The 19,221-nt window shown below is 59.3% G+C and carries 16 protein-coding genes and 1 pseudogene; 11 read left to right on the forward strand and 6 right to left on the reverse strand.

Annotation, left to right across the window (positions count from 1 at the left end; all coding sequences use genetic code 11):
* Nucleotides 1-16: 16 nt before the first annotated feature.
* The 3 genes from M5B99_RS17480 to M5B99_RS17490 all read left to right on the forward strand — a co-directional run bounded on the left by M5B99_RS17480 (nt 17) and on the right by M5B99_RS17490 (nt 2,597).
* Nucleotides 17-1,612 (forward strand): GMC family oxidoreductase, encoded by a 1,596-nt coding sequence (locus M5B99_RS17480; RefSeq protein WP_248805208.1) that lies wholly within the window; start codon nt 17-19, stop codon nt 1,610-1,612.
* Between the two features lie 117 nt (nt 1,613-1,729).
* Nucleotides 1,730-2,209: a pantetheine-phosphate adenylyltransferase gene (gene coaD, locus M5B99_RS17485; protein ID WP_248805209.1), complete on the forward strand. Its 480-nt coding sequence runs from the start codon at nt 1,730-1,732 to the stop codon at nt 2,207-2,209.
* A 136-nt stretch (nt 2,210-2,345) separates the two neighbouring features.
* Nucleotides 2,346-2,597: a YfhL family 4Fe-4S dicluster ferredoxin gene (locus tag M5B99_RS17490; protein ID WP_191489419.1), complete on the forward strand. Its 252-nt coding sequence runs from the start codon at nt 2,346-2,348 to the stop codon at nt 2,595-2,597.
* A 484-nt stretch (nt 2,598-3,081) separates the two neighbouring features.
* Here M5B99_RS17490 and M5B99_RS17495 read toward each other — a convergent pair whose 3' ends face one another.
* The 3 genes from M5B99_RS17495 to M5B99_RS17505 form a co-directional block, all read right to left on the reverse strand.
* Nucleotides 3,082-3,420 carry a multidrug transporter gene (locus M5B99_RS17495; protein ID WP_248805210.1) on the reverse strand — a complete coding sequence of 113 codons (339 nt, stop codon included), beginning with the start codon at nt 3,418-3,420 and terminating at the stop codon, nt 3,082-3,084.
* 69 nt (nt 3,421-3,489) lie between these two features.
* Complete coding sequence (gene mutM / locus M5B99_RS17500; protein WP_248805211.1) at nt 3,490-4,302, reverse strand: bifunctional DNA-formamidopyrimidine glycosylase/DNA-(apurinic or apyrimidinic site) lyase; 813 nt, start codon at nt 4,300-4,302, stop codon at nt 3,490-3,492.
* A gap of 49 nt (nt 4,303-4,351) precedes the next feature.
* Nucleotides 4,352-5,218 carry an HDOD domain-containing protein gene (locus tag M5B99_RS17505; RefSeq protein ID WP_248805212.1) on the reverse strand — a complete coding sequence of 289 codons (867 nt, stop codon included), beginning with the start codon at nt 5,216-5,218 and terminating at the stop codon, nt 4,352-4,354.
* 144 nt (nt 5,219-5,362) lie between these two features.
* Here M5B99_RS17505 and M5B99_RS17510 point away from each other — a divergent pair, with 144 nt between their 5' ends.
* The 5 genes and pseudogenes from M5B99_RS17510 (at nt 5,363) to ilvD (ending at nt 12,358) form a co-directional block, all read left to right on the forward strand.
* Nucleotides 5,363-6,559, forward strand: a complete 1,197-nt coding sequence (locus tag M5B99_RS17510) for a class I SAM-dependent rRNA methyltransferase (RefSeq protein WP_248805213.1) — start codon at nt 5,363-5,365, stop codon at nt 6,557-6,559.
* 437 nt (nt 6,560-6,996) lie between these two features.
* Nucleotides 6,997-8,084 (forward strand): annotated as a pseudogene (locus M5B99_RS17515) (SagB family peptide dehydrogenase).
* On the forward strand, nt 8,081-9,052 hold the full coding sequence (locus M5B99_RS17520) for a diiron oxygenase (RefSeq protein WP_248805214.1): 972 nt from the start codon (nt 8,081-8,083) through the stop codon (nt 9,050-9,052). Before M5B99_RS17515 ends, M5B99_RS17520 begins: the two are co-directional and overlap by 4 nt.
* A complete protein-coding gene (locus M5B99_RS17525) occupies nt 9,045-10,250 on the forward strand; it encodes a multidrug effflux MFS transporter (RefSeq protein ID WP_248805215.1) in 1,206 nt (401 codons plus the stop codon). The genes M5B99_RS17520 and M5B99_RS17525 overlap by 8 nt, the downstream gene beginning before the upstream one ends.
* Nucleotides 10,251-10,510: 260 nt before the next feature.
* Nucleotides 10,511-12,358, forward strand: a complete 1,848-nt coding sequence (ilvD, locus tag M5B99_RS17530; RefSeq protein WP_248805216.1) for a dihydroxy-acid dehydratase — start codon at nt 10,511-10,513, stop codon at nt 12,356-12,358.
* Nucleotides 12,359-12,424: 66 nt separating this feature from the next.
* Here ilvD and M5B99_RS17535 read toward each other — a convergent pair whose 3' ends face one another.
* The gene (locus M5B99_RS17535; protein WP_248805217.1) at nt 12,425-13,018 is read right to left on the reverse strand and encodes a YopT-type cysteine protease domain-containing protein; all 594 of its coding nucleotides are present in this window, start codon (nt 13,016-13,018) and stop codon (nt 12,425-12,427) included.
* A gap of 252 nt (nt 13,019-13,270) precedes the next feature.
* A complete protein-coding gene (locus M5B99_RS17540) occupies nt 13,271-13,855 on the reverse strand; it encodes a YopT-type cysteine protease domain-containing protein (protein WP_248805218.1) in 585 nt (194 codons plus the stop codon).
* Nucleotides 13,856-14,167: 312 nt separating this feature from the next.
* On the opposite strand from M5B99_RS17540, the gene M5B99_RS17545 reads away from it, so the two are divergent.
* A complete protein-coding gene (locus M5B99_RS17545; protein WP_248805219.1) occupies nt 14,168-15,559 on the forward strand; it encodes an L-cystine transporter in 1,392 nt (463 codons plus the stop codon).
* A 122-nt stretch (nt 15,560-15,681) separates the two neighbouring features.
* Here M5B99_RS17545 and M5B99_RS17550 read toward each other — a convergent pair whose 3' ends face one another.
* Entirely contained in the window at nt 15,682-16,194 is a 513-nt protein-coding gene (locus M5B99_RS17550) for a dihydrofolate reductase (RefSeq protein WP_248805220.1), read from the reverse strand.
* Nucleotides 16,195-16,301: 107 nt separating this feature from the next.
* Here M5B99_RS17550 and M5B99_RS17555 point away from each other — a divergent pair, with 107 nt between their 5' ends.
* The gene (locus tag M5B99_RS17555; RefSeq protein ID WP_248805270.1) at nt 16,302-17,714 is read left to right on the forward strand and encodes a DUF2868 domain-containing protein; all 1,413 of its coding nucleotides are present in this window, start codon (nt 16,302-16,304) and stop codon (nt 17,712-17,714) included.
* A complete protein-coding gene (locus M5B99_RS17560; protein WP_248805221.1) occupies nt 17,707-19,080 on the forward strand; it encodes a DUF3482 domain-containing protein in 1,374 nt (457 codons plus the stop codon). The genes M5B99_RS17555 and M5B99_RS17560 overlap by 8 nt, the downstream gene beginning before the upstream one ends.
* The last annotated feature ends 141 nt before the right edge of the window (nt 19,081-19,221 follow it).

The following is a 19,221-nucleotide window of genomic DNA, read 5'->3' on the forward strand; positions in this document are numbered from 1 at the left end:
ATAAAAGAGGCTACACATGCCCGTACCCGATCTGTTTCGCGAAGGCCTGGCCCGAGGCTGGAAAACCCACGATGGCTCCCGCCTGGAGCAGGACCTGACGCTGGAGGCCGATGTCGCCATCATCGGCAGCGGCGCGGGCGGCGGCACCACCGCCGAAATCCTCAGTGCCGCCGGCTACAAGGTCCTGCTGATCGAAGAAGGCCCGCTGAAAACCAGCAGCGACTTCAAGATGCTCGAAGACCAGGCCTACACCAGCCTCTACCAGGAGGGCATCGGTCGCATGAGCAAGGACGGCGCCATCACCATCCTCCAGGGCCGGGCGGTCGGCGGCACTACGCTGATCAACTGGACATCGAGCTTTCGCACCCCGGATCAGACCCTCGATCATTGGGCCAAGGAGCACAACGTCAAGGGCCATGGCAGCACCGAGATGGCGCCGTGGTTCGAGAAGATGGAACAGCGCCTCGGCGTCGCCCCCTGGGTCATGCCGCCCAATGCCAACAACGATGTGATCCGCAACGGCTGCGAGGCCCTCGGCTACAGCTGGAAAGTCATCCCACGCAACGTCCGTGGCTGCTGGAACCTGGGCTACTGCGGCATGGGCTGTCCGACCAATGCCAAGCAGTCGATGCTGGTCACTACCATTCCGGCGACCCTGGAAAAAGGCGGCGAGCTGCTCTATCTGGCGCGGGCCGAACGCTTGCAGATCGAAGGCGACCAGGTCACCGGCCTGCTCTGCGTGGCGATGGACGAGCGTTGCGTGGCCCCCAATGGCCGGACAATCAAGGTCAAGGCCCGGCATTACGTGCTGGCGGGCGGTGGCATCAACAGCCCGGGACTGCTACTGCGCTCCAAGGCACCGGACCCCAGCGGCCAACTGGGCAAACGGACCTTCCTGCACCTGGTGAATTTCTCCGCCGGACAATTTTCCGAAGTCATCAATCCGTTTTACGGCGCCCCCCAGTCGATCTATTCCGATCATTTCCAGTGGAATGCCGGCGTCACCGGGCCGATGTCCTACAAACTCGAAGTACCGCCCTTGCAACCGGCGCTGGCCAGCACCTTGTTGGGCGGCTTCGGCACGCAAAACGCCCTGCGCATGGAACAACTGCCGCACACCCACATGATGCTGGCGCTGATGCGCGACGGCTTCCACCCGGACAGCCCTGGCGGCAGCGTGGAACTGCGCGGCGACGGCACACCGGTGCTCGACTACCCGGTGTCCGCCTATGCCTGGGACGGCCTGCGCCGGGCGTATCACAGCATGGCCGAGATCCAGTTCGCGGCGGGCGCCAAGTCGGTATTGCCCCTGCACGCCGATGCCGACTACGTGAATACCCTGGCCAAGGCCCGGGAACTGATCGACGAACTGAGCCTGGAGCTGTACCGCACGCGGCTGGGCAGCGCCCACGTGATGGGGGGTTGCGCTATGGGCGAAGATGCGAAAAGCGCGGTCACCGACAGCCTCGGCCGCCACCATCAACTGCACAACCTGTCGGTCCACGACGGCTCGCTGTTCCCCACCAGCATAGGCGCCAACCCACAGCTTTCGGTCTATGGTCTGACAGCGCAGTTGGCAACTGCCCTCGCGGAGCGCTTGAAAAACCCGTGAAAAAGAGGACTATTCGCCGCGTCTATAGTGCTTTCTTCCCGGTATCCTGACTTGGCCGACCGGAAAGGCTGCGATACCATCCGACTCCCTTAAACGGATACCCGCCAGGACGACGCGATGAACCGAGTGTTGTACCCAGGTACCTTCGACCCGATAACCAAGGGTCATGGCGACTTGGTCGAGCGTGCCGCGCGCCTGTTCGACCATGTGATCATCGCCGTGGCTGCCAGCCCGAAGAAAAACCCGCTGTTCCCATTGGAACAACGTGTGGAATTGGCCCGAGAGGTCACCCGACACCTGCCCAACGTGGAAGTGGTGGGGTTTTCCACCCTGCTGGCGCATTTCGCCAAGGAACAGAACGCCAACATCTTCCTGCGCGGCCTGCGCGCCGTGTCGGACTTCGAATACGAGTTCCAGCTGGCGAACATGAACCGCCAGTTGGCCCCGGACGTCGAAAGTCTGTTCTTGACGCCGTCGGAGCGTTATTCGTTCATTTCGTCGACATTGGTCCGGGAAATCGCGGCTCTGGGCGGCGATATCACCAAGTTTGTCCACCCGGCGGTGGCCGACGCACTGACCCTGCGCTTCAAGAAATAACGCCCGGCGCAGGCACTGCCGAGACCGGCGATTGCGGCCGCCTCGACGGGTGCGCGTGCACTGCGCGCGCTAATGCGGCACAATTGACGCATTAGTTTTCATGTCGCCCGGGCCTGCCGTCCGGGCCGGAGTGCCCATGTCCCTGATCATCACCGACGATTGCATCAACTGCGACGTCTGCGAACCCGAGTGCCCGAACGCTGCTATTTCCCAAGGCGAAGAGATCTACGTGATCGACCCGAACCTGTGTACCCAGTGCGTCGGCCACTACGACGAGCCTCAGTGCCAGCAGGTTTGCCCGGTGGACTGCATCCCGCTGGATGAAGCCCATCCGGAAACCGAAGCCGAGCTGATGGTCAAATACCGGAAGATCACCGGCAAGGCTTGAGCCTTGTAGCGAATCCAAAGCCCTTTTCGCGGGCAAGCTCCGCTCCCACAGGTTTTGTGTCGTACACACTATCCAGGCTTGACTCGAATATTGTGGGCGCGGAATTTTCCGGGACAGCGGACCGTCGCGAAAGAGCCGGTTCACCAGAGTCCTGTGGGAGCGGAGCTTGCCCGCACACCGCACCGTCGCGAAAGAGCCGGTTCACCAGAATCCTGTGGGAGCGGAGCTTGCCCGCACACCGGACCGTCGCGAAAGAGCCGGTTCACCAGAGTCCTGTGGGAGCGGAGCTTGCCCGCACACCGCACCGTCGCGAAAGAGCCGGTTCACCAGAGTCCTGTGGGAGCGGAGCTTGCCCGCACACCGCACCGTCGCGAAAGAGCCGGTTCACCAGAATCCTGTGGGAGCGGAGCTTGCCCGCGAAAGGGCCATCATTCACACCACAGCCACCCTAGGCTGCACGGGATGTTATAGACGCCACACCCGCCTACTGATCGCCGTCAAAACCTTCCGCCGTGCAACCCAGGCAACGGGCAAAGGCCGCTTTCCCGGGGGCGAGCACCAGTGACTTGCCAGCCTTGCCCATGCCGTCGACGCCACCAAACGCGGTAAACGGCAACGACACCACAAACACCGCCGTGCCGACCAGGGTCGCGCCCACCAGCAAGGGGCGAGCGATGATCAGGTCGGCGATCATCGCGTAGGCCGGTGGATTCTGGATCGTGTAGGTCGGGTCGCCGCTGGTGCCATCGTCCGCCTGAACCGGCAACGCTTGCAGGCCAAAACTCAGGGCCACAACCAGGGCCAGGGTGCGAAACGGGTTCATGGCACTATCCTTCAACAAAGCAATGGATGGCAAAGTCTTAACTATAACAGCGTCCGCGCGCTTGTCAGGTCAGCTCTGGCAACGTGGACAATACACGCTGGCCCGCTGCCCCAGGCGAATCTCGCGCAAGACACTGCCACACACCTTGCAGTGCTCGCCGCCACGCCCGTAGACGAACAGTTCCTGCTGGAAGTAGCCGGGCTGGCCGTCGCCACCGATAAAGTCGCGCAAGGTGGTGCCGCCCCGCTCGATGGCGGCCGCCAGGATGCGCTTGATCTCGATCGCCAGCGCCAGGTAGCGCCCCCGCGAGAGGCTCCCGGCCTCGCGGCGCGGGTCGATGCCGGCGGCGAACAGTGCTTCGGTCGCATAGATATTGCCGACCCCCACCACCACCGCGTTATCCATGATGAACGGCTTCACCGCCATGGAACGCTTGCGCGACAGCTGGAACAGCCGCTCACCATCGAACAGCTCGGTCAGCGGCTCCGGCCCCAGGCGCGCGAGCAATTCATGATTGAGCGGGTCCAGGCTCCAGAGCATCGCGCCAAAACGCCGCGGGTCGGTATAACGCAGGGCCAGCCCGGACTCCAGTTCGATATCCACATGCTCATGCTTGGCCGCCGGCAAGCCGGCCTCCACTAGGCGCAGGTTGCCCGACATGCCCAGGTGACTGATCAAGGTCCCGACCTCGGCATTGATCAACAGGTACTTGGCCCGCCGCTCCACCAGCACGATGCGCTGGCCGGACAGGCGGACATCGAGGTCTTCCGGGATCGGCCAGCGCAACCGGCGGTCACGCACGATCACGCGGCTGACCCGCTGGCCTTCCAGATGAGGCGCGATACCGCGCCGGGTGGTTTCGACTTCAGGTAATTCAGGCATGGCGGCCCCAGGTCAGGCAATAACGGGCTCGACGACGCTGCTCGGGCGCTTAGTTCACGCCGAGTTCGCGGACGTTCTCTCTGAGGTTTTCGAAGTCATAGTCGGACAGGCCGACATAATCGAGCACCAGAGGGCCGATGGCATTCCATTCATGGTCTTCGGCTTCGTTGCCCAGGACCCGATGGGACGCACAGATATGCTCGGCCATTTTCAAGATCGCCAGCAGGTTCTTCAACTGGCTGTTGCGGGTCGACTCGTCGCTGAAGATCGCCAGGGCGTTGTGGTGATTGGCGATGGCGTTGGTCACATGCTCCGGCAGGCGCCAGGATTTGGCCGTGTAGTAGCCAACCACCGCGTGGTTGGTGTTGAACTCGGTGTTCTCCGTGTCCACCACGCGCTGCTCCGGGCCGGCATTGGCGTAAGCCTGTTCGAGCACCGTCATATAGTTGGGGAAACGCTTGATCATCAGCGGAATACCACAATCGTGGAACAGCCCCAGGGCATAGGACTCATCGACCGCCTGGCCGCCGGTACGCTTGGCCAGGGTCAGGCTGGTCATGGCCACGTCCTGGGCGGTATCCCAGAATCGATTGAGGGTCACGATGGTTTCGTCGGCCATCTCGCCCTTGATCGACTGCGCGTTGATCAGGTTGATGATCGACCGGCTACCCAGCAGATTCACCGCGCGCTGGATCGAGGCGATCTTGTTCGACAGGCCGTAATACGGCGAGTTGACGATTTTCAGCAGCGCCCCAGAGAGGCCGGGATCCTGGCTGATCAAGCGGGCAATCACCTCCAGATCCGGGTCAGGCATGTACTGCTCCATCTGCAAATCCACCATGATCTGCGGTTGGGGAGGTACGCTAATGCCTTGCAGGGCCTGCTGGATCTGTTCAGGTGAAAGTTCTTGGGACATGGGTACACACTCCGGGCGAGTGAGGGATTCTAGCGGAAATCTCTTACAGCATGGGCCGAGCATACAAACGCTTACATGAAACATGACGACACGATCCCCCTGAACTCCCGCTATAATTCCGCTCTTTTTTCCCGGAGCGACGTCATGTCCCTGCCTAGCCTACGCCTCAAAGCCAACGCCGACCGACGCCTGCGCAACGGTCACCTGTGGGTCTACAGCAACGAAATCGACGTGGCGGCCACCCCCCTCCATGGCTTCAAGGCCGGCGACCAGGCCGTGCTGGAAACCGCCGGCGGCAAACCGCTGGGCATCGTCGCCATGAGCCCGAACAACCTGATCTGCGCTCGCCTGCTGTCGCGCGACATCAAGCTGCCGCTGGACAAGTCGCTGCTGGTGCATCGCCTCAACGTGGCCCTGTCACTGCGCGAGCGGCTGTTCGACAAGCCGTTCTACCGCCTGGTCTACGGCGATTCCGACCTGCTGCCGGGGCTGGTGGTGGATCGTTTCGGCGATATTCTGGTGGTCCAGCTCGCCTCGGCGGCCATGGAGCGGCACAAGGATGAGGTGATCGCGGCACTGGTCCAGGTCCTGAAACCGAGCGGCATCCTGTTCAAGAACGACTCCGCGGCCCGCGATGCCGAAGGCCTGGAGCGTTATGTCGAGACGGTGTTCGGCCTGGTGCCGGAGTGGGTCGCCCTGGAAGAGAACGGCGTGAAGTTCGAAGCGCCGGTGATGGAAGGCCAGAAAACCGGCTGGTTCTACGACCACCGCATGAACCGTGCGCGCCTGGCGCCCTATGCCAAGGGCAAGCGAGTACTGGACCTGTTCAGCTATATCGGTGGCTGGGGTGTACAGGCGGCGGCGTTCGGGGCCAGCGAAGTGTTCTGCGTCGATGCCTCGTCCTTTGCCCTGGACGGTGTCGAACGCAACGCGGCGTTGAACGGTTTTGCCGAGAAGATGACCTGCATCGAAGGCGACGTGTTCGAAGCCCTGAAGGAACTGAAGGCCTCCGAAGAGCGTTTCGACGTGATCGTCGCCGACCCGCCCGCCTTCATCAAGCGCAAGAAAGACCTGAAGAACGGCGAAGGCGCCTACCGCCGCCTGAACGAACAGGCCATGCGCCTGCTGAGCAAGGACGGCATCCTGGTCAGCGCTTCGTGCTCGATGCATTTGCCGGAAGATGACCTGCAGAACATCCTGCTCACCAGCGCCCGCCACCTGGACCGCAATATCCAGCTGCTGGAACGCGGCGGCCAGGGCCCGGACCATCCGGTACACCCGGCGATTCCGGAAACCCGTTATATCAAGAGCATTACTTGTCGGTTGTTGCCCAATAGCTGATTTTACCGTAGCGCGGAGCTGCCCCGCTCCGCGCCACTGGGCTCGTTAAACATCCTCCTCATTCTCCGTCCAAACTCAATAACACCGCCTACAACACCCACGCGTAAAACTTGTGTCTACAACGACAAAAGCACATAACCCGTCCTACGCTCTATAGACATCACTTACAGAATTCCTGGAAATCTCCTACCCAACTTTCCCTTGCTAACAACCACAACCAAACTATTATTGAGAACAGTCATTCCACATATGACTAAACTCAGAAACACCAACCACCCGACTCTCACGAACCATGAAAGCAATTAATCTGCAATCAAAAAAAATCGCCAATCTTCACTGCCTGGTAGCGACCAAGCAACGTTAATATAAATGAGGGATCGGGAAGTGCCGGCAGCCCGACTCCCTCTTGCTAGCCTTCCCCAAGAAGGTGGCACACCATGCATATAAACCCGAACCTATTTATAATTGCTCGACCACCCAACCAGATCGTATGGAATTACAAGACACATACGCAGTACGAGCTAAATATTCATTATGCAAAACGCCTGAGCGAACTTATTTACAACCCTAACTCATTTGACGCCGACGCTTCAATGGACGCAGAATTTCTTGCTTCCGGAATAATAAGCACATCAAAACAGACCACCTCCACTTGGAAATGGGACGAGCTATCGAAAATATTTCACATTGGCACCAAAGATATCCCTTGCGAACATGAACCCCAAGATATTGAAGAATGGTCAGTGCACTATCTGGAGCATTGTAATGAAATACTGAAAAAGCCGGCACCCGACTTTCTCTCAGAGAAATGCTCTCCACTCGATTTAATCCCTCTGCCACCTCCCTTGTTGACAGGATCATTGGAGATGCCGCTAGCTCAAAGCCTGATCAGTAGAAAAACCTGTCGATCATTCACCGAAGATGAGATATGCCTAAGCCACGCCAGCACGCTGCTCTATCTCTCACTCGGTTACCTGAAAGAGCGAGAGCAGGATGCCGATGAGACAATTCCTGAGACGTTACGATCACGGCGCAGTAGCCCTTCCGGGGGGGGGCCTGAACGCATGCGATGGTTTTATCTATGCCCGTCGGATTAAAGGATTGAATCCTGGTATTTATCGCTATCATCCAGACCATCACGCATTGAGTCTTGCTAGTCCGTTGCCGGCTAAACCTCTGGGCCTGCTCCTGGCGGGTCAGCACTTCATCAACACACTGCCTTTCGGTGTGTTCCTCACCTGTCGCTTTGACAAGTTGTGGTGGAAATATGAGCATTCGCGATGCCTATCGGATGGCCTACGTCGAAACAGGTCATATTTCCCAAACTTTCCAACTGATTGCCACTGCACTTGGACTAAAAACCTGGCTGACCGGCGCTATGGCTGACGAGCGAATTGAAGATTTGCTAGGATTGAAAAATAGTCCTGAACAGGTCTTGTTCTTCGTAGGGTGCGGAAAGGGTGATGCAGAAGCTCACTGCGAAGAACTCCGTGCGCTGATCAAAGAACGGAGTGCTCAACATTGAAGCCCTCCAACCCCAACACCATAAACAACACTCTCTGTTTTACCTTGGGAGACTGGAACAACAAAGCCTGTGTAAGAAACAAAAAAGGCAATTATTTTCTACCTCCCGAGCAGGAGCTCGGATTTGAACTAAAATGCAAATACTGGTTCCCTCCAACTTTTATGCCTTACCTACAACATCCGCTGCTCACAGACATAGACAAAAGAATCAAGCAAAAACTCACGGCCAATCACTTGATTCACTTTCTAGACTACACAACCGTACTGGAACACAAAATCGTCAATCGCTCGGTAGAAACCATCATCCATGGAGGATTATCAATCGACACACCCGAAGAAATGAGGTCGGCGGCCTTACAGCTCTACACTGACGAGGGCTATCATGCGCTTTTTTCTTATGAGATAGCCAAACAGGTAGCGGAATATTATGGAATTCAACACCTACAGAGCAAGCCACTACGAATCACCCTACTGCTTGAATTTATCGACAGTGTTGATATAGAACACAAAGCACTAGCATGGCTCTTGATTGGCTTTGTGTCGGAGACAATCATCGCCAAAGAACTGCTCAAAGTCACCTGCCACACCATAGTTTCCAGTGTTTACACAATCCTAAGACAGCATTTGGAAGATGAAGCTCAGCACAGTCGATTTTTTGCAGAAGTTTTTTACTATTTTTGGCAGAACATTGAGACGGACCAGCAACTACTTGCAGCAAAACTACTCAAAGATATCATTTTTATTTTTTCAGAAATTGATAAACCGTGGCTGACGAAAAGTCTGTGCAGCACAGGTTTCTCTGCGGCTCAGGCCTGCGCCATCATTCAGCCACTCCTCAATAAACCGGCAGCGATTCAACGCATCAGAGTCGGCGCCGCTCCCACCTTAATGGCCATGAAAAGAGCCGGTGTTTTCGATAATAAATATAATAGACTCCATTTCAAGGAGGCGGGACTGATCGATGATTGAGCCAAATCCAGTCACAAAGAAAAACAAAAAAACCTCGGCTATTGCGCTCTTGCTATCCATGGTACTGCTAGGGGTATTTCCAATTGATGTGCTACTTCCGTCTTTTCCTTCGCTATCATCTCATTTCAATCGCTCACCTGCCGACATTGCCCTATCCATTAGCCTGTTCGCCGTCGGAATATCCATCTCTCAGCTGTTCATTGGCCCACTATCCGATAAAGTAGGTCGAAAAAACCTCCTCCTGGTGGGTATGGCAATATCCATGCTGGGGGCACTGGGGTGTGTGCTCGTCAGTGAATACAGTCTGTTTTTATTTTTTCGTTTGGTCCAAGCAGCCGGGTGCGGGTGTTTCGTACTGTCACAGGCCCTCGTCCAGGATCTATTCGAGGGTAAAGAACGAGATCGGTTACGTATTCTCATCGTTACTGCCAGCGGTGTTTTCATATCACTATCGCCCTTGGCCGGTGCTACATTACAAAAGTGGCTGGACTGGTCAGGCAGTTTCTATATATTCACCATGGTTGCGGCTATGGTATTCATCAAAGCCTGCCTATTCCTAGAGGATACAATAGCGAAACAAAGCCCCTACCGCTCAATCTTCCAGGCCTATCGCAACATCTGCACAGATATGCAATTCCTTGTCTACTGGCTGATCGCTGCATTGGTTTTCACCTGCCATTTTTCGTTTATCGTTGTTTCGCCATTGATATTCATGGAGCTTCTGCAACTTTCCGAGTATGAGTTCTCATTAACGCTAGTGCTCTACGGCGCCGCCTATATCATAGGTGGTACCGTCGCGGGATACCTCAGTACCAGAATAACTGCCAACACCCAAATCTCGGTGGGTCTGTGCTTTATTTTTTGCGCTGGGATGATGCTATTTTACCTATCAAGTCGCTTCACCCTGTCGACTATCACGATATTGATACCGATGGTCATTTGCACTGCGGGTACAACTATCACTCGTCCAGCTGCAACCTCAAAAGCCATGGAGCGTTTCCCGGATCAAGCTGGCGCAAGCGCCTCGGCTGGTAACACGTTGATTTTCCTTTGCGGCGGACTGATCAGTGCGCTAGTCAATCTCAGCCCAATGGCACTGGAAGCTACGCTCGCCTGCTCATTCCTGCTCCTGAGTACGACGGGGCTTGGTCTGAACACGCTCATCCGGCGGCGCAGCCAACGACCGGCTTTAGAGTGAGAGGATCCCTATCATTATTCTTCACACTCCATAATCCCAGCCTCAATACCTGTGCCCATTCCTTCCCGCCGCCAGCGGTGTAGAATCGCGCTATTCATCGCCAGTCATCCCCCGGCGGGTTTATGAGCTCAGGCCCAGGCGCGCGGCGATCCCGCGAGGCCAACGGCAGCTTTCGGGCACCCGGCTATTTTCGGTGTGCGCCAGAGGCCCATAGAAGCTCACTTCCCTTTGTGTACCTGATTAGCCGCCCGGAGTGCTCCATGCCTGATTACCGCTCGAAAACATCCACCCACGGCCGCAACATGGCCGGTGCCCGCGCCCTCTGGCGCGCCACGGGGATGAAAGACGCCGACTTCAAGAAACCGATCATCGCCGTCGCCAACTCCTTCACCCAGTTCGTCCCCGGCCACGTCCACCTCAAGGACATGGGTCAACTGGTCGCCCGTGAAATCGAACGTGCCGGTGGCGTGGCCAAGGAATTCAACACCATCGCCGTGGATGACGGCATCGCCATGGGCCACGACGGCATGCTCTATTCGCTGCCGAGCCGCGAAATCATCGCCGACTCCGTCGAATACATGGTCAACGCCCACTGCGCCGACGCCATCGTCTGCATCTCCAACTGCGACAAGATCACCCCGGGCATGCTGATGGCCGCCCTGCGCCTGAACATCCCGGTGATCTTCGTCTCCGGCGGCCCGATGGAAGCCGGCAAGACCAAACTGGCCGCCCACGGCCTCGACCTGGTGGACGCCATGGTCATCGCCGCCGACTCCAGCGCCTCTGACGAGAAGGTTGCCGAGTACGAGCGCAGCGCCTGCCCGACCTGCGGCTCGTGCTCCGGCATGTTCACCGCCAACTCGATGAACTGCCTCACCGAAGCCCTGGGCCTGGCCCTGCCGGGCAACGGTTCGGCCCTGGCGACCCACTCCGACCGCGAGCAACTGTTCCTCCAGGCCGGTCGTACCATCGTCGAGCTGTGCCAACGCTACTACGGCGACAACGATGATTCGGTGCTGCCGCGCAATATCGCCAATATCAAGGCGTTCGAAAACGCCATGACCCTGGACATCGCCATGGGCGGTTCCACCAACACCATCCTGCACCTGCTGGCCGCCGCCCAGGAAGCCGAGATCGCTTTCGACCTGCGCGACATCGACCGCCTGTCCCGTCATGTACCGCAGTTGTGCAAGGTCGCGCCGAACATCCAGAAATACCATATGGAAGACGTGCACCGCGCCGGCGGGATCTTCAGCATCCTCGGCGAACTGGCCCGTGGCGGCCTGCTGCACACCGACCTGCCGACCGTGCACAGCAAGACCCTGGCCGAGGGTATCGCCAAGTGGGACATCACCCAGACCAACGACGAAGCGGTGCACACCTTCTTCAAGGCCGGTCCCGCCGGTATCCCGACCCAGACCGCGTTCAGCCAGTCGACCCGTTGGGAAACCCTCGACGACGACCGTGAAAACGGCTGCATCCGCAGTGTCGAGCATGCCTATTCGAAAGAAGGCGGCTTGGCCGTGCTGTACGGCAATATCGCCCTGGACGGCTGCGTGGTGAAAACCGCCGGCGTCGACGAGTCGATCCACGTCTTCGAAGGCAACGCGAAGATCTTCGAAAGCCAGGACAGCGCCGTGCGCGGCATCCTCGCCGACGAAGTGCAGGCCGGTGACATCGTGATCATCCGTTACGAAGGTCCGAAAGGCGGTCCGGGCATGCAGGAAATGCTCTACCCGACGTCCTACCTGAAGTCCAAGGGCTTGGGCAAAGCCTGCGCCCTGCTGACCGACGGACGTTTCTCCGGCGGCACCTCGGGCCTGTCCATCGGCCACGCCTCGCCGGAAGCGGCTGCCGGTGGCGCGATCGGCTTGGTCCAGGACGGCGACAAAGTGCTGATCGACATTCCGAATCGTTCGATCAACCTGTTGGTCAGCGATGAGCTGCTGGCAGCACGTCGTGTGGAACAGGACAAGAAAGGTTGGAAACCGGTGGAAGTGCGACCACGCAAAGTGACCACCGCCTTGAAGGCTTACGCGTTGCTCGCCACCAGCGCCGACAAGGGTGCGGTACGCGACAAGGCGATGCTGGACAAGCTGGTGCCCTAACTACCCGGCACAGCAAAAAGCCCGACTGAATGGTCGGGCTTTTCATTTATCCACCCACACGGCCACTCAGACGAGCTCATACCAGTACACGGATATTTTTTTATTTAACGCATAACCATACTGCCTCTCGATTTTATGGTCATGGAGAAAGCAACTCAGGAACGCAATAAAGCTGTTCCACGCAACGAATGTGGCCTGACCATAATTGGGCTCAAAAAAACGTACCCGGCCGTCCTTCTCCTTGAACACAGCGCAAGCATGCCGGCCAATGGCCAATAACGCCCCCCCCTGGTGTGCCCTCAGGGCGTTACTGATCTCGATATAGGAAGGCCCCACGCCCTGGTTACACCCCAGGACACGCAGACCCGCCAGCGAAGCGGAGACCCTTGCCCATTCGGGAACAAACCTCGAAAACCCAGCCCGAAAGTCATGAAAGTTATCGTATGCGCGCTGCAGGCCGTCAACAAACATCCAGGTCGGCTTCTGCTCTCTCACCGAGCCAAAATTGATTCCTTTGGCATGCAAGGCAATATAAGAAATACAAAGACCATAACAAACTCCATCCCGGGTCTCCAGAGCGAACTTGTTTATATAATCAACCTGATTCAGCGCCCCACACTTTCCACCAAACTGTTTTGCATATTTAAAAAACGGTTCCATAACAAAGAAAACTCACTTTCCATAAAAACCAAATACCACACCACCAACACCCACTTCGCCAAACGAGGTGTCAGCCTCAACTATAATTATAAATATTTTTTCTACACGGCCGATATAAACTAACGCTCATCATCACTCATGATGCTGACTCAAGGTGCCACCGCGTGAACGGTGAAAAAGAGATTAATCCGAGGCGCACTGTCCGCCGTCGCTCCCACCTGCTTCGTAGGGATAGCCTGCATCCAGCCATTCCTAGTGCAAATGCATAGCCAGAACCTGCGCCCCAAATGGCATATCGTATTTTTTCTGAATATGTTGATCCTGAAGGAAAGCACTGATAAATGAAGAACACTTCTCTGCGGACTTGAAAGTAACCTGTCCATAAGTCGGATCAAAAAAACGTATCCAGCCTTGATTTTTTTCCTTGAACACCGCGCACGCATGATGACCGACGTGTAAAATGAAGGCCTTTCCCGGGGCTTTCATTATGTCATTGGCGAGATTGATATAAGGCGCAACACTGGGATTCCAGCCCACTATTCTCCAGCCCGTTTTCAAGGCAACCAATTCAATCCCATGAGAAACCAGCGGGGAAGCGCCAGGCCTATTGCCATATATCAGGATGCTTTGCAGTTCGTCAGCGCGGTGCCATAGGGGCGCCTGCTCCTTGGCCAGATGAAATTTTTCGCTATTTCGGCGCATTTCAAGATAGATAAAACACAGGGCGTGACAAACACCCCTTTTATTCTGGAGATTGTAACGCTCTATATATTCGTACTGTTTGAGCCTGCCACAAGTCCCATCAAAAAAATTCGCATACCTTGCAAAAACGCTCATCACCATTCCCTGATATAAATCGCAACCAAGATTATAATGAGCCGGCAAAATACGCCTCTATAAATTAACGCCCACAAAAAACCAAAGCTTCACATTTAACGCGGATACGCAAGCCAGAGGGTCAGGTTTTCCGCCAGGCCTTCCCCGGGCCCACTCACGTCAGCCATCTGCGCCCAAGCACTCGCGACTTATTCCAAAAACGCCAGTCACCATTCCATATCGTTATTAAATTCATATATATCAAGCTGTTAGGCTTACCGGCTGACAATTGCCGACTAGGGTAATTGGCACCTATCGTCTTTCGGAGCTTCAATGAATCTGCCGCTGATTCTCAACCTGCTGGCGTTCCTCGCCCTGCTGCTGGGCTTGGCCCAAACCCGCCACACCACCTTCAGCCTGGCGAAAAAAGTGCTGCTCGCCCTGGTCCTGGGGGTGATCTTCGGGGTCGCCCTGCACGGCATCTACGGTGCCGGCAATCCGGTGCTCAAGGCGTCCATCGGCTGGTTTGACCTGGTCGGCAACGGCTACGTGCAATTGCTGCAGATGATCGTGATCCCGCTGGTGTTCGCCTCGATCCTCAGCGCCGTGGCCCGTCTGCACAACGCCACCTCCCTGGGCAAGATCAGCTTCCTGACCATTGGCACCTTGCTCTTCACCACGGCCATCGCCGCGCTGATCGGCATCGGCCTGACCAACCTGTTCGGCCTGACCGCCGAAGGTTTGGTCGCCGGCACCCAGGAATTGGCGCGTCTGCAAGTGATCCAGAGCGATTACGCGGGCAAGGTCGCCGACCTGAATGTGCCGCAGTTGCTGCTCTCGTTCATTCCGCAGAACCCCTTCGCGGACCTGGCGCGGGCCAAGCCGACCTCGATCATCAGCGTGGTGATCTTTGCCGCGTTCATGGGCGTAGCCGCGCTGCAACTGCTCAAGGATGACGCCGAGAAGGGCCAGAAGGTGGTGAATGCCATCGACACCCTGCAAGCCTGGGTCACGCGCCTGGTGCGCCTGGTGATGAAGCTCACGCCTTACGGCGTGCTGGCGCTGATGACCAAGGTGGTCGCCGGCTCCAACCTGCAGGACATCATCAAGCTGGGCAGTTTCGTGGTGGTGTCGTATATCGGCCTGGGCCTGATGTTCGTGGTTCACGGGCTGCTGGTGTCACTGGCCGGGATCAACCCGCTGCGGTTCTTCCGCAAGATCTGGCCGGTGCTGACCTTTGCCTTCACCAGCCGCTCCAGCGCGGCGAGCATTCCGCTGAGCATTGAAGCCCAGACCCGGCGGTTGGGGATTCCCCAGTCGATTGCCAGCTTTGCCGCGTCGTTCGGCGCGACCATCGGTCAGAACGGGTGTGCCGGGCTGTATCCGGCGATGCTGGCGGTGATGGTTGCACCGACGGTGGGGATCAACCCGCTGGACCCGCTGTGGATTGCGACGTTGGTGGCGATTGTGACCTTGAGTTCGGCCGGGGTGGCCGGGGTCGGTGGCGGGGCGACGTTCGCCGCGCTGATCGTACTGCCGGCGATGGGCTTGCCAGTCTCGCTGGTGGCGCTGCTGATTTCCGTGGAGCCGTTGATCGATATGGGGCGCACGGCGCTGAACGTCAGCGGTTCGATCACCGCCGGGGCGATTACCAGCCAGATGATGCAGCAGACCGACAAGGCACTGCTGAAGGCTGAAGAGCATGGGGAGCTGGCGCAGGCTTGAGTCCTGCGGCGCCTGTTCCAATGCTTTCGCGGGCAAGCTCCGCTCCCACTTCGGTTCTGAGTCGTACCTGATTCTTGTGTACGACCCGGAACCTGTGGGAGCGGTGCTTGCCCGCGAAGCTTTTAGCGTTTTTCCCAGACTTCGAAACTGAACGCCGGCTTGCCTTCCGCCGCCGGGTGCGGTTCATCCGATACCAGCGTCCACTGGTTCTCATCAATCTGCGGAAACCAGGCATCGCCTTCCGGACTCAACGCCACGCGGGTCAGGTACAGCCGATCCGCCAGCTCCAGGCCCTGGGCATACAGCTGCGCACCGCCGATCAACATCAGCTCGCTCGCGCCCTGCTCCAGCGCCCACTGCTCGGCGCGCACCAGCGCTGCGTCCAGCGACGCAAACACCTCAGCGCCTTCGAGCTGCAAACCGGCCTGGCGACTGACCACCAGGTTCAACCGGCCCGGCAATGGCCGGCCCAGCGAGTCCCAGGTCTTGCGCCCCATGATGATCGGCTTGCCGAGGGTCGTGGCCTTGAAGTATTTGAAATCCGCCGGCAAATGCCAGGGCATGCTGTTGTCGACGCCGATCACGCGGTTTTCACCGAGGGCCGCGATCAGGCTTAAAGGAAGAGTTCTGTTCATGCCGCCGAGGATACCAGAGCCCATGGACCGACTCGGACATACGCCGACAAAATTAACTCGCCCTGGCCACCCGGGACAGCGGGATGCAGCTACCCGCCACAGCGGTTATGCTTCCAGCTCACTTGAGCCCAGGACGCCGCGTGACTGAACCGACTCTACTGCACCGCCTCTGGCTGACCGAGACCGTGCGCCTGCGTGAAGAACAGGCAGGCCCGCTGGAAGACCTCGAAGCCAATCGCCGCGCCCGCGCCGCGGGGGGCGACCTGCCGGCCCGCATCCAGCACCGTGCCCTCTGGCTAGCCGAACGCGATGGTTTGCTCACGGCCTTGCGCCATTGGTTGCAGGGTGCGCGACTGGCGCTGCTGGTCCTGGCGGTGGTGGTGAGTGTCAGCGGCGCCGGCATGGCCTTCGCCGCCCTGGGCAACGGCCAGGTGCCGGTGAATGTGTTCTGGGCTCTGGGTAGCCTGCTCGGCCTGAACCTGCTGTTGCTGCTGAGCTGGGCCCTGGGCCTGGCCTTCGCCGGCGAACACGCGTCCAGCTTCGGCCGCCTCTGGCTGTGGCTCAGCGAAAAACTCGCCCGCGATGCCCAGGCCGCGCAACTGGCACCGGCCCTGCTGTTGATGTTGCAGCGTCGGCGCCTCAATCGCTGGGCCATCGGCAGCGTGGTGCACGGTCTCTGGTTGCTGGCCATGCTCAGCGCCCTGGTCCTGCTGTTGCTGCTGATGTCAACCCGGCGCTACGGCTTCGTCTGGGAAACCACCCTGCTGCGCGGCGACACCTTTGTCGCCGTGACCCAGGCCCTCGGCGCCCTGCCCGCCCTGCTCGGATTCGGCCTGCCCGACCCCGACCTGATCCGCGCCAGCGGCGATAGCGCGCTGAACCTGGAAAACGCCCGGCACACCTGGGCCTCCTGGCTGGTGGGGGAACTGGTGGTCTATGGCGTCCTGCCGCGCCTGCTGCTGGCGGGGTTTTGCCTGTGGCGCTGGCGGCATGGCAGCCGCTCCCTGAGCCTGGACCTCAACCTGCCCGGCTATGCGCAACTGCGCGAACGGCTGATGCCCAGCAGCGAACGCCTGGGGGTCAGCGATGCGGCACCCGACGCGCTGCACAACGCTGAAGCCGGCGCGCCCCCCCTGGAGAGCGAAGGCGCCTTGCTGGTCGCCATCGAACTGGACAACCAGCGCCCCTGGCCGCCGACCTTGCCGAAAACCGTAAGGGACGCCGGTATCCTCGACAGCCGCGAGTCGCGGCAAAAGCTCCTCGAGCAATTGATCCGCTTCCCGCCGGCGCGCCTGGCGATCGCCTGCGACCCAAGGCGTTCGCCAGACCGTGGCAGCCTCGGGCTGATCGCCGAGCTGGCGCGCAGCGCCGGCGCGACCCGGGTCTGGCTGCTGCAGGCGCCGCCCGGCCAGGCCCTGGATGCCGATCGCCTCGGCGACTGGCACAACGCCCTGCAACAACTGGAACTGCCCTTCGCCGACAGCGCGCCGCTGAACTGGCTGGAGACCGGCCATGACTAAAGCCCTGAAACTGGCCGTGGTCGGCCACACCAATGTCGGCAAGACCTCGCTGTTGCGCACCCTGACCCGGGACGTCGGCTTCGGCGAAGTTTCCCACCGCCCCAGCACCACCCGACATGTGGAAGGTGCGCGACTGTCGGTGGACGGCGAAGCCCTGCTCGAGCTCTACGATACCCCCGGCCTGGAAGACGCCATCGCCCTGCTCGACTACCTCGAACGCCTGGATCGACCCGGCGAACGCCTCGACGGTCCGGCCCGCGTCGGACGCTTTCTCGACGGCAGCGAAGCCCGCCAGCGCTTCGAACAGGAAGCCAAGGTGCTGCGCCAACTGCTGGCCTCGGACGCCGGGCTCTATGTGATCGACGCCCGCGAACCGGTGCTGGCCAAGTACCGCGACGAACTGAGCGTATTGGCCAGTTGCGGCAAGCCGCTGTTGCCGGTGCTCAACTTCGTCAGCAGCGCCGAGCAGCGTGAACCGCAATGGCGTGAAGCCCTGGCCCGCCTGGGGCTGCACGCGCTGGTGCGATTCGACAGCGTGGCGCCGCCAGAGGACGGTGAGCGGCGTCTGTATGAAAGTCTGGCATTGTTGCTGGAAGGCTCGCGCCCGCAGTTGGAGCGCCTGGTCTTCGACCTGGAAGCCCAGCGTCTTGCTCGACGGCAAAGCGCCAACCGGTTGATCGCCGAACTGCTGATCGACTGCGCGGCCTGTCGGCGTAGCGTGATCAGCGCGGTCGATGCGCAAACCCAGGCCATCGGTGAGTTACGCCAGGCCGTGCGCCAGCGGGAGCAACGCTGTGTCGAGGCCTTGCTCAAGCTCTACGGGTTCCGCCGCGGCGATGCAGCGGCCGGCGACCTGCCGCTGCTGGACGGACGCTGGGGCGACGATCTGTTCAACCCGGAAACCCTCAAGCAACTGGGGGTGAAGGTCGGTGGTGGGATTGCCGCGGGCGCGGCGGCGGGTGCCGGTATCGACCTGCTGGTGGGTGGCCTGACCCTCGGCGCGGCCGCCCTCGCCGGAGCAATCGCCGGCGGCGCCCTGCAAACTGCCCGCGGCTATGGCGGCCGCCTGCTGGGCAAACTCAAGGGCCAACGGGAACTGACCGTCGACGACAGCGTGCTGCGTCTGCTCGCCCTGCGTCAACGGCAACTGTTGCAAGCCCTGGAGGCACGTGGGCACGCGGCAATGGACAGCATCCAGATGAGCCTGCCGGCGGATACCAACTGGCGTGAAGGCAAGTTGCCCGAGGCTTTGCACAAGGCCCGGGCGCATCCGCAGTGGTCGTCGCTCAACCCCCAAGCCCGGCTGAGTCAGCCGGAGCGCCAGGAACAGATCGACCTGTTGCTGGGTCGCCTGACTGAACCCTGACAGAGTCTCGGTGCAATACCAGCCAGCTAAAGCTGAAGCCGAACGCAATCCTGTGGCGAGCGGGCTTGCCCGCGCTCGGCTGCGTAGCAGTCGCAAAACCTGTGGCTGCGTTCTGTCTGACACCCCGAGGTCGCTGATTTT

The sequence above is a fragment of the Pseudomonas sp. MWU13-2100 genome (genome assembly GCF_023242365.1).
Lineage (GTDB): Bacteria > Pseudomonadota > Gammaproteobacteria > Pseudomonadales > Pseudomonadaceae > Aquipseudomonas.

Coding starts and splice junctions, on each gene's coding strand:
- ilvD (WP_248805216.1), top strand. CDS start 10,511: ATGCCTGATTACCGCTCGAAAACATCCACCCACGGCCGCAACATGGCC.
- M5B99_RS17555 (WP_248805270.1), top strand. CDS start 16,302: ATGCTTCCAGCTCACTTGAGCCCAGGACGCCGCGTGACTGAACCGACT.
- M5B99_RS17505 (WP_248805212.1), bottom strand. CDS start 5,218: ATGTCCCAAGAACTTTCACCTGAACAGATCCAGCAGGCCCTGCAAGGC.
- M5B99_RS17550 (WP_248805220.1), bottom strand. CDS start 16,194: ATGAACAGAACTCTTCCTTTAAGCCTGATCGCGGCCCTCGGTGAAAAC.
- coaD (WP_248805209.1), top strand. CDS start 1,730: ATGAACCGAGTGTTGTACCCAGGTACCTTCGACCCGATAACCAAGGGT.
- M5B99_RS17490 (WP_191489419.1), top strand. CDS start 2,346: ATGTCCCTGATCATCACCGACGATTGCATCAACTGCGACGTCTGCGAA.
- M5B99_RS17495 (WP_248805210.1), bottom strand. CDS start 3,420: ATGAACCCGTTTCGCACCCTGGCCCTGGTTGTGGCCCTGAGTTTTGGC.
- M5B99_RS17560 (WP_248805221.1), top strand. CDS start 17,707: ATGACTAAAGCCCTGAAACTGGCCGTGGTCGGCCACACCAATGTCGGC.
- mutM (WP_248805211.1), bottom strand. CDS start 4,302: ATGCCTGAATTACCTGAAGTCGAAACCACCCGGCGCGGTATCGCGCCT.
- M5B99_RS17510 (WP_248805213.1), top strand. CDS start 5,363: ATGTCCCTGCCTAGCCTACGCCTCAAAGCCAACGCCGACCGACGCCTG.
- M5B99_RS17480 (WP_248805208.1), top strand. CDS start 17: ATGCCCGTACCCGATCTGTTTCGCGAAGGCCTGGCCCGAGGCTGGAAA.
- M5B99_RS17540 (WP_248805218.1), bottom strand. CDS start 13,855: ATGAGCGTTTTTGCAAGGTATGCGAATTTTTTTGATGGGACTTGTGGC.
- M5B99_RS17545 (WP_248805219.1), top strand. CDS start 14,168: ATGAATCTGCCGCTGATTCTCAACCTGCTGGCGTTCCTCGCCCTGCTG.
- M5B99_RS17525 (WP_248805215.1), top strand. CDS start 9,045: ATGATTGAGCCAAATCCAGTCACAAAGAAAAACAAAAAAACCTCGGCT.
- M5B99_RS17535 (WP_248805217.1), bottom strand. CDS start 13,018: ATGGAACCGTTTTTTAAATATGCAAAACAGTTTGGTGGAAAGTGTGGG.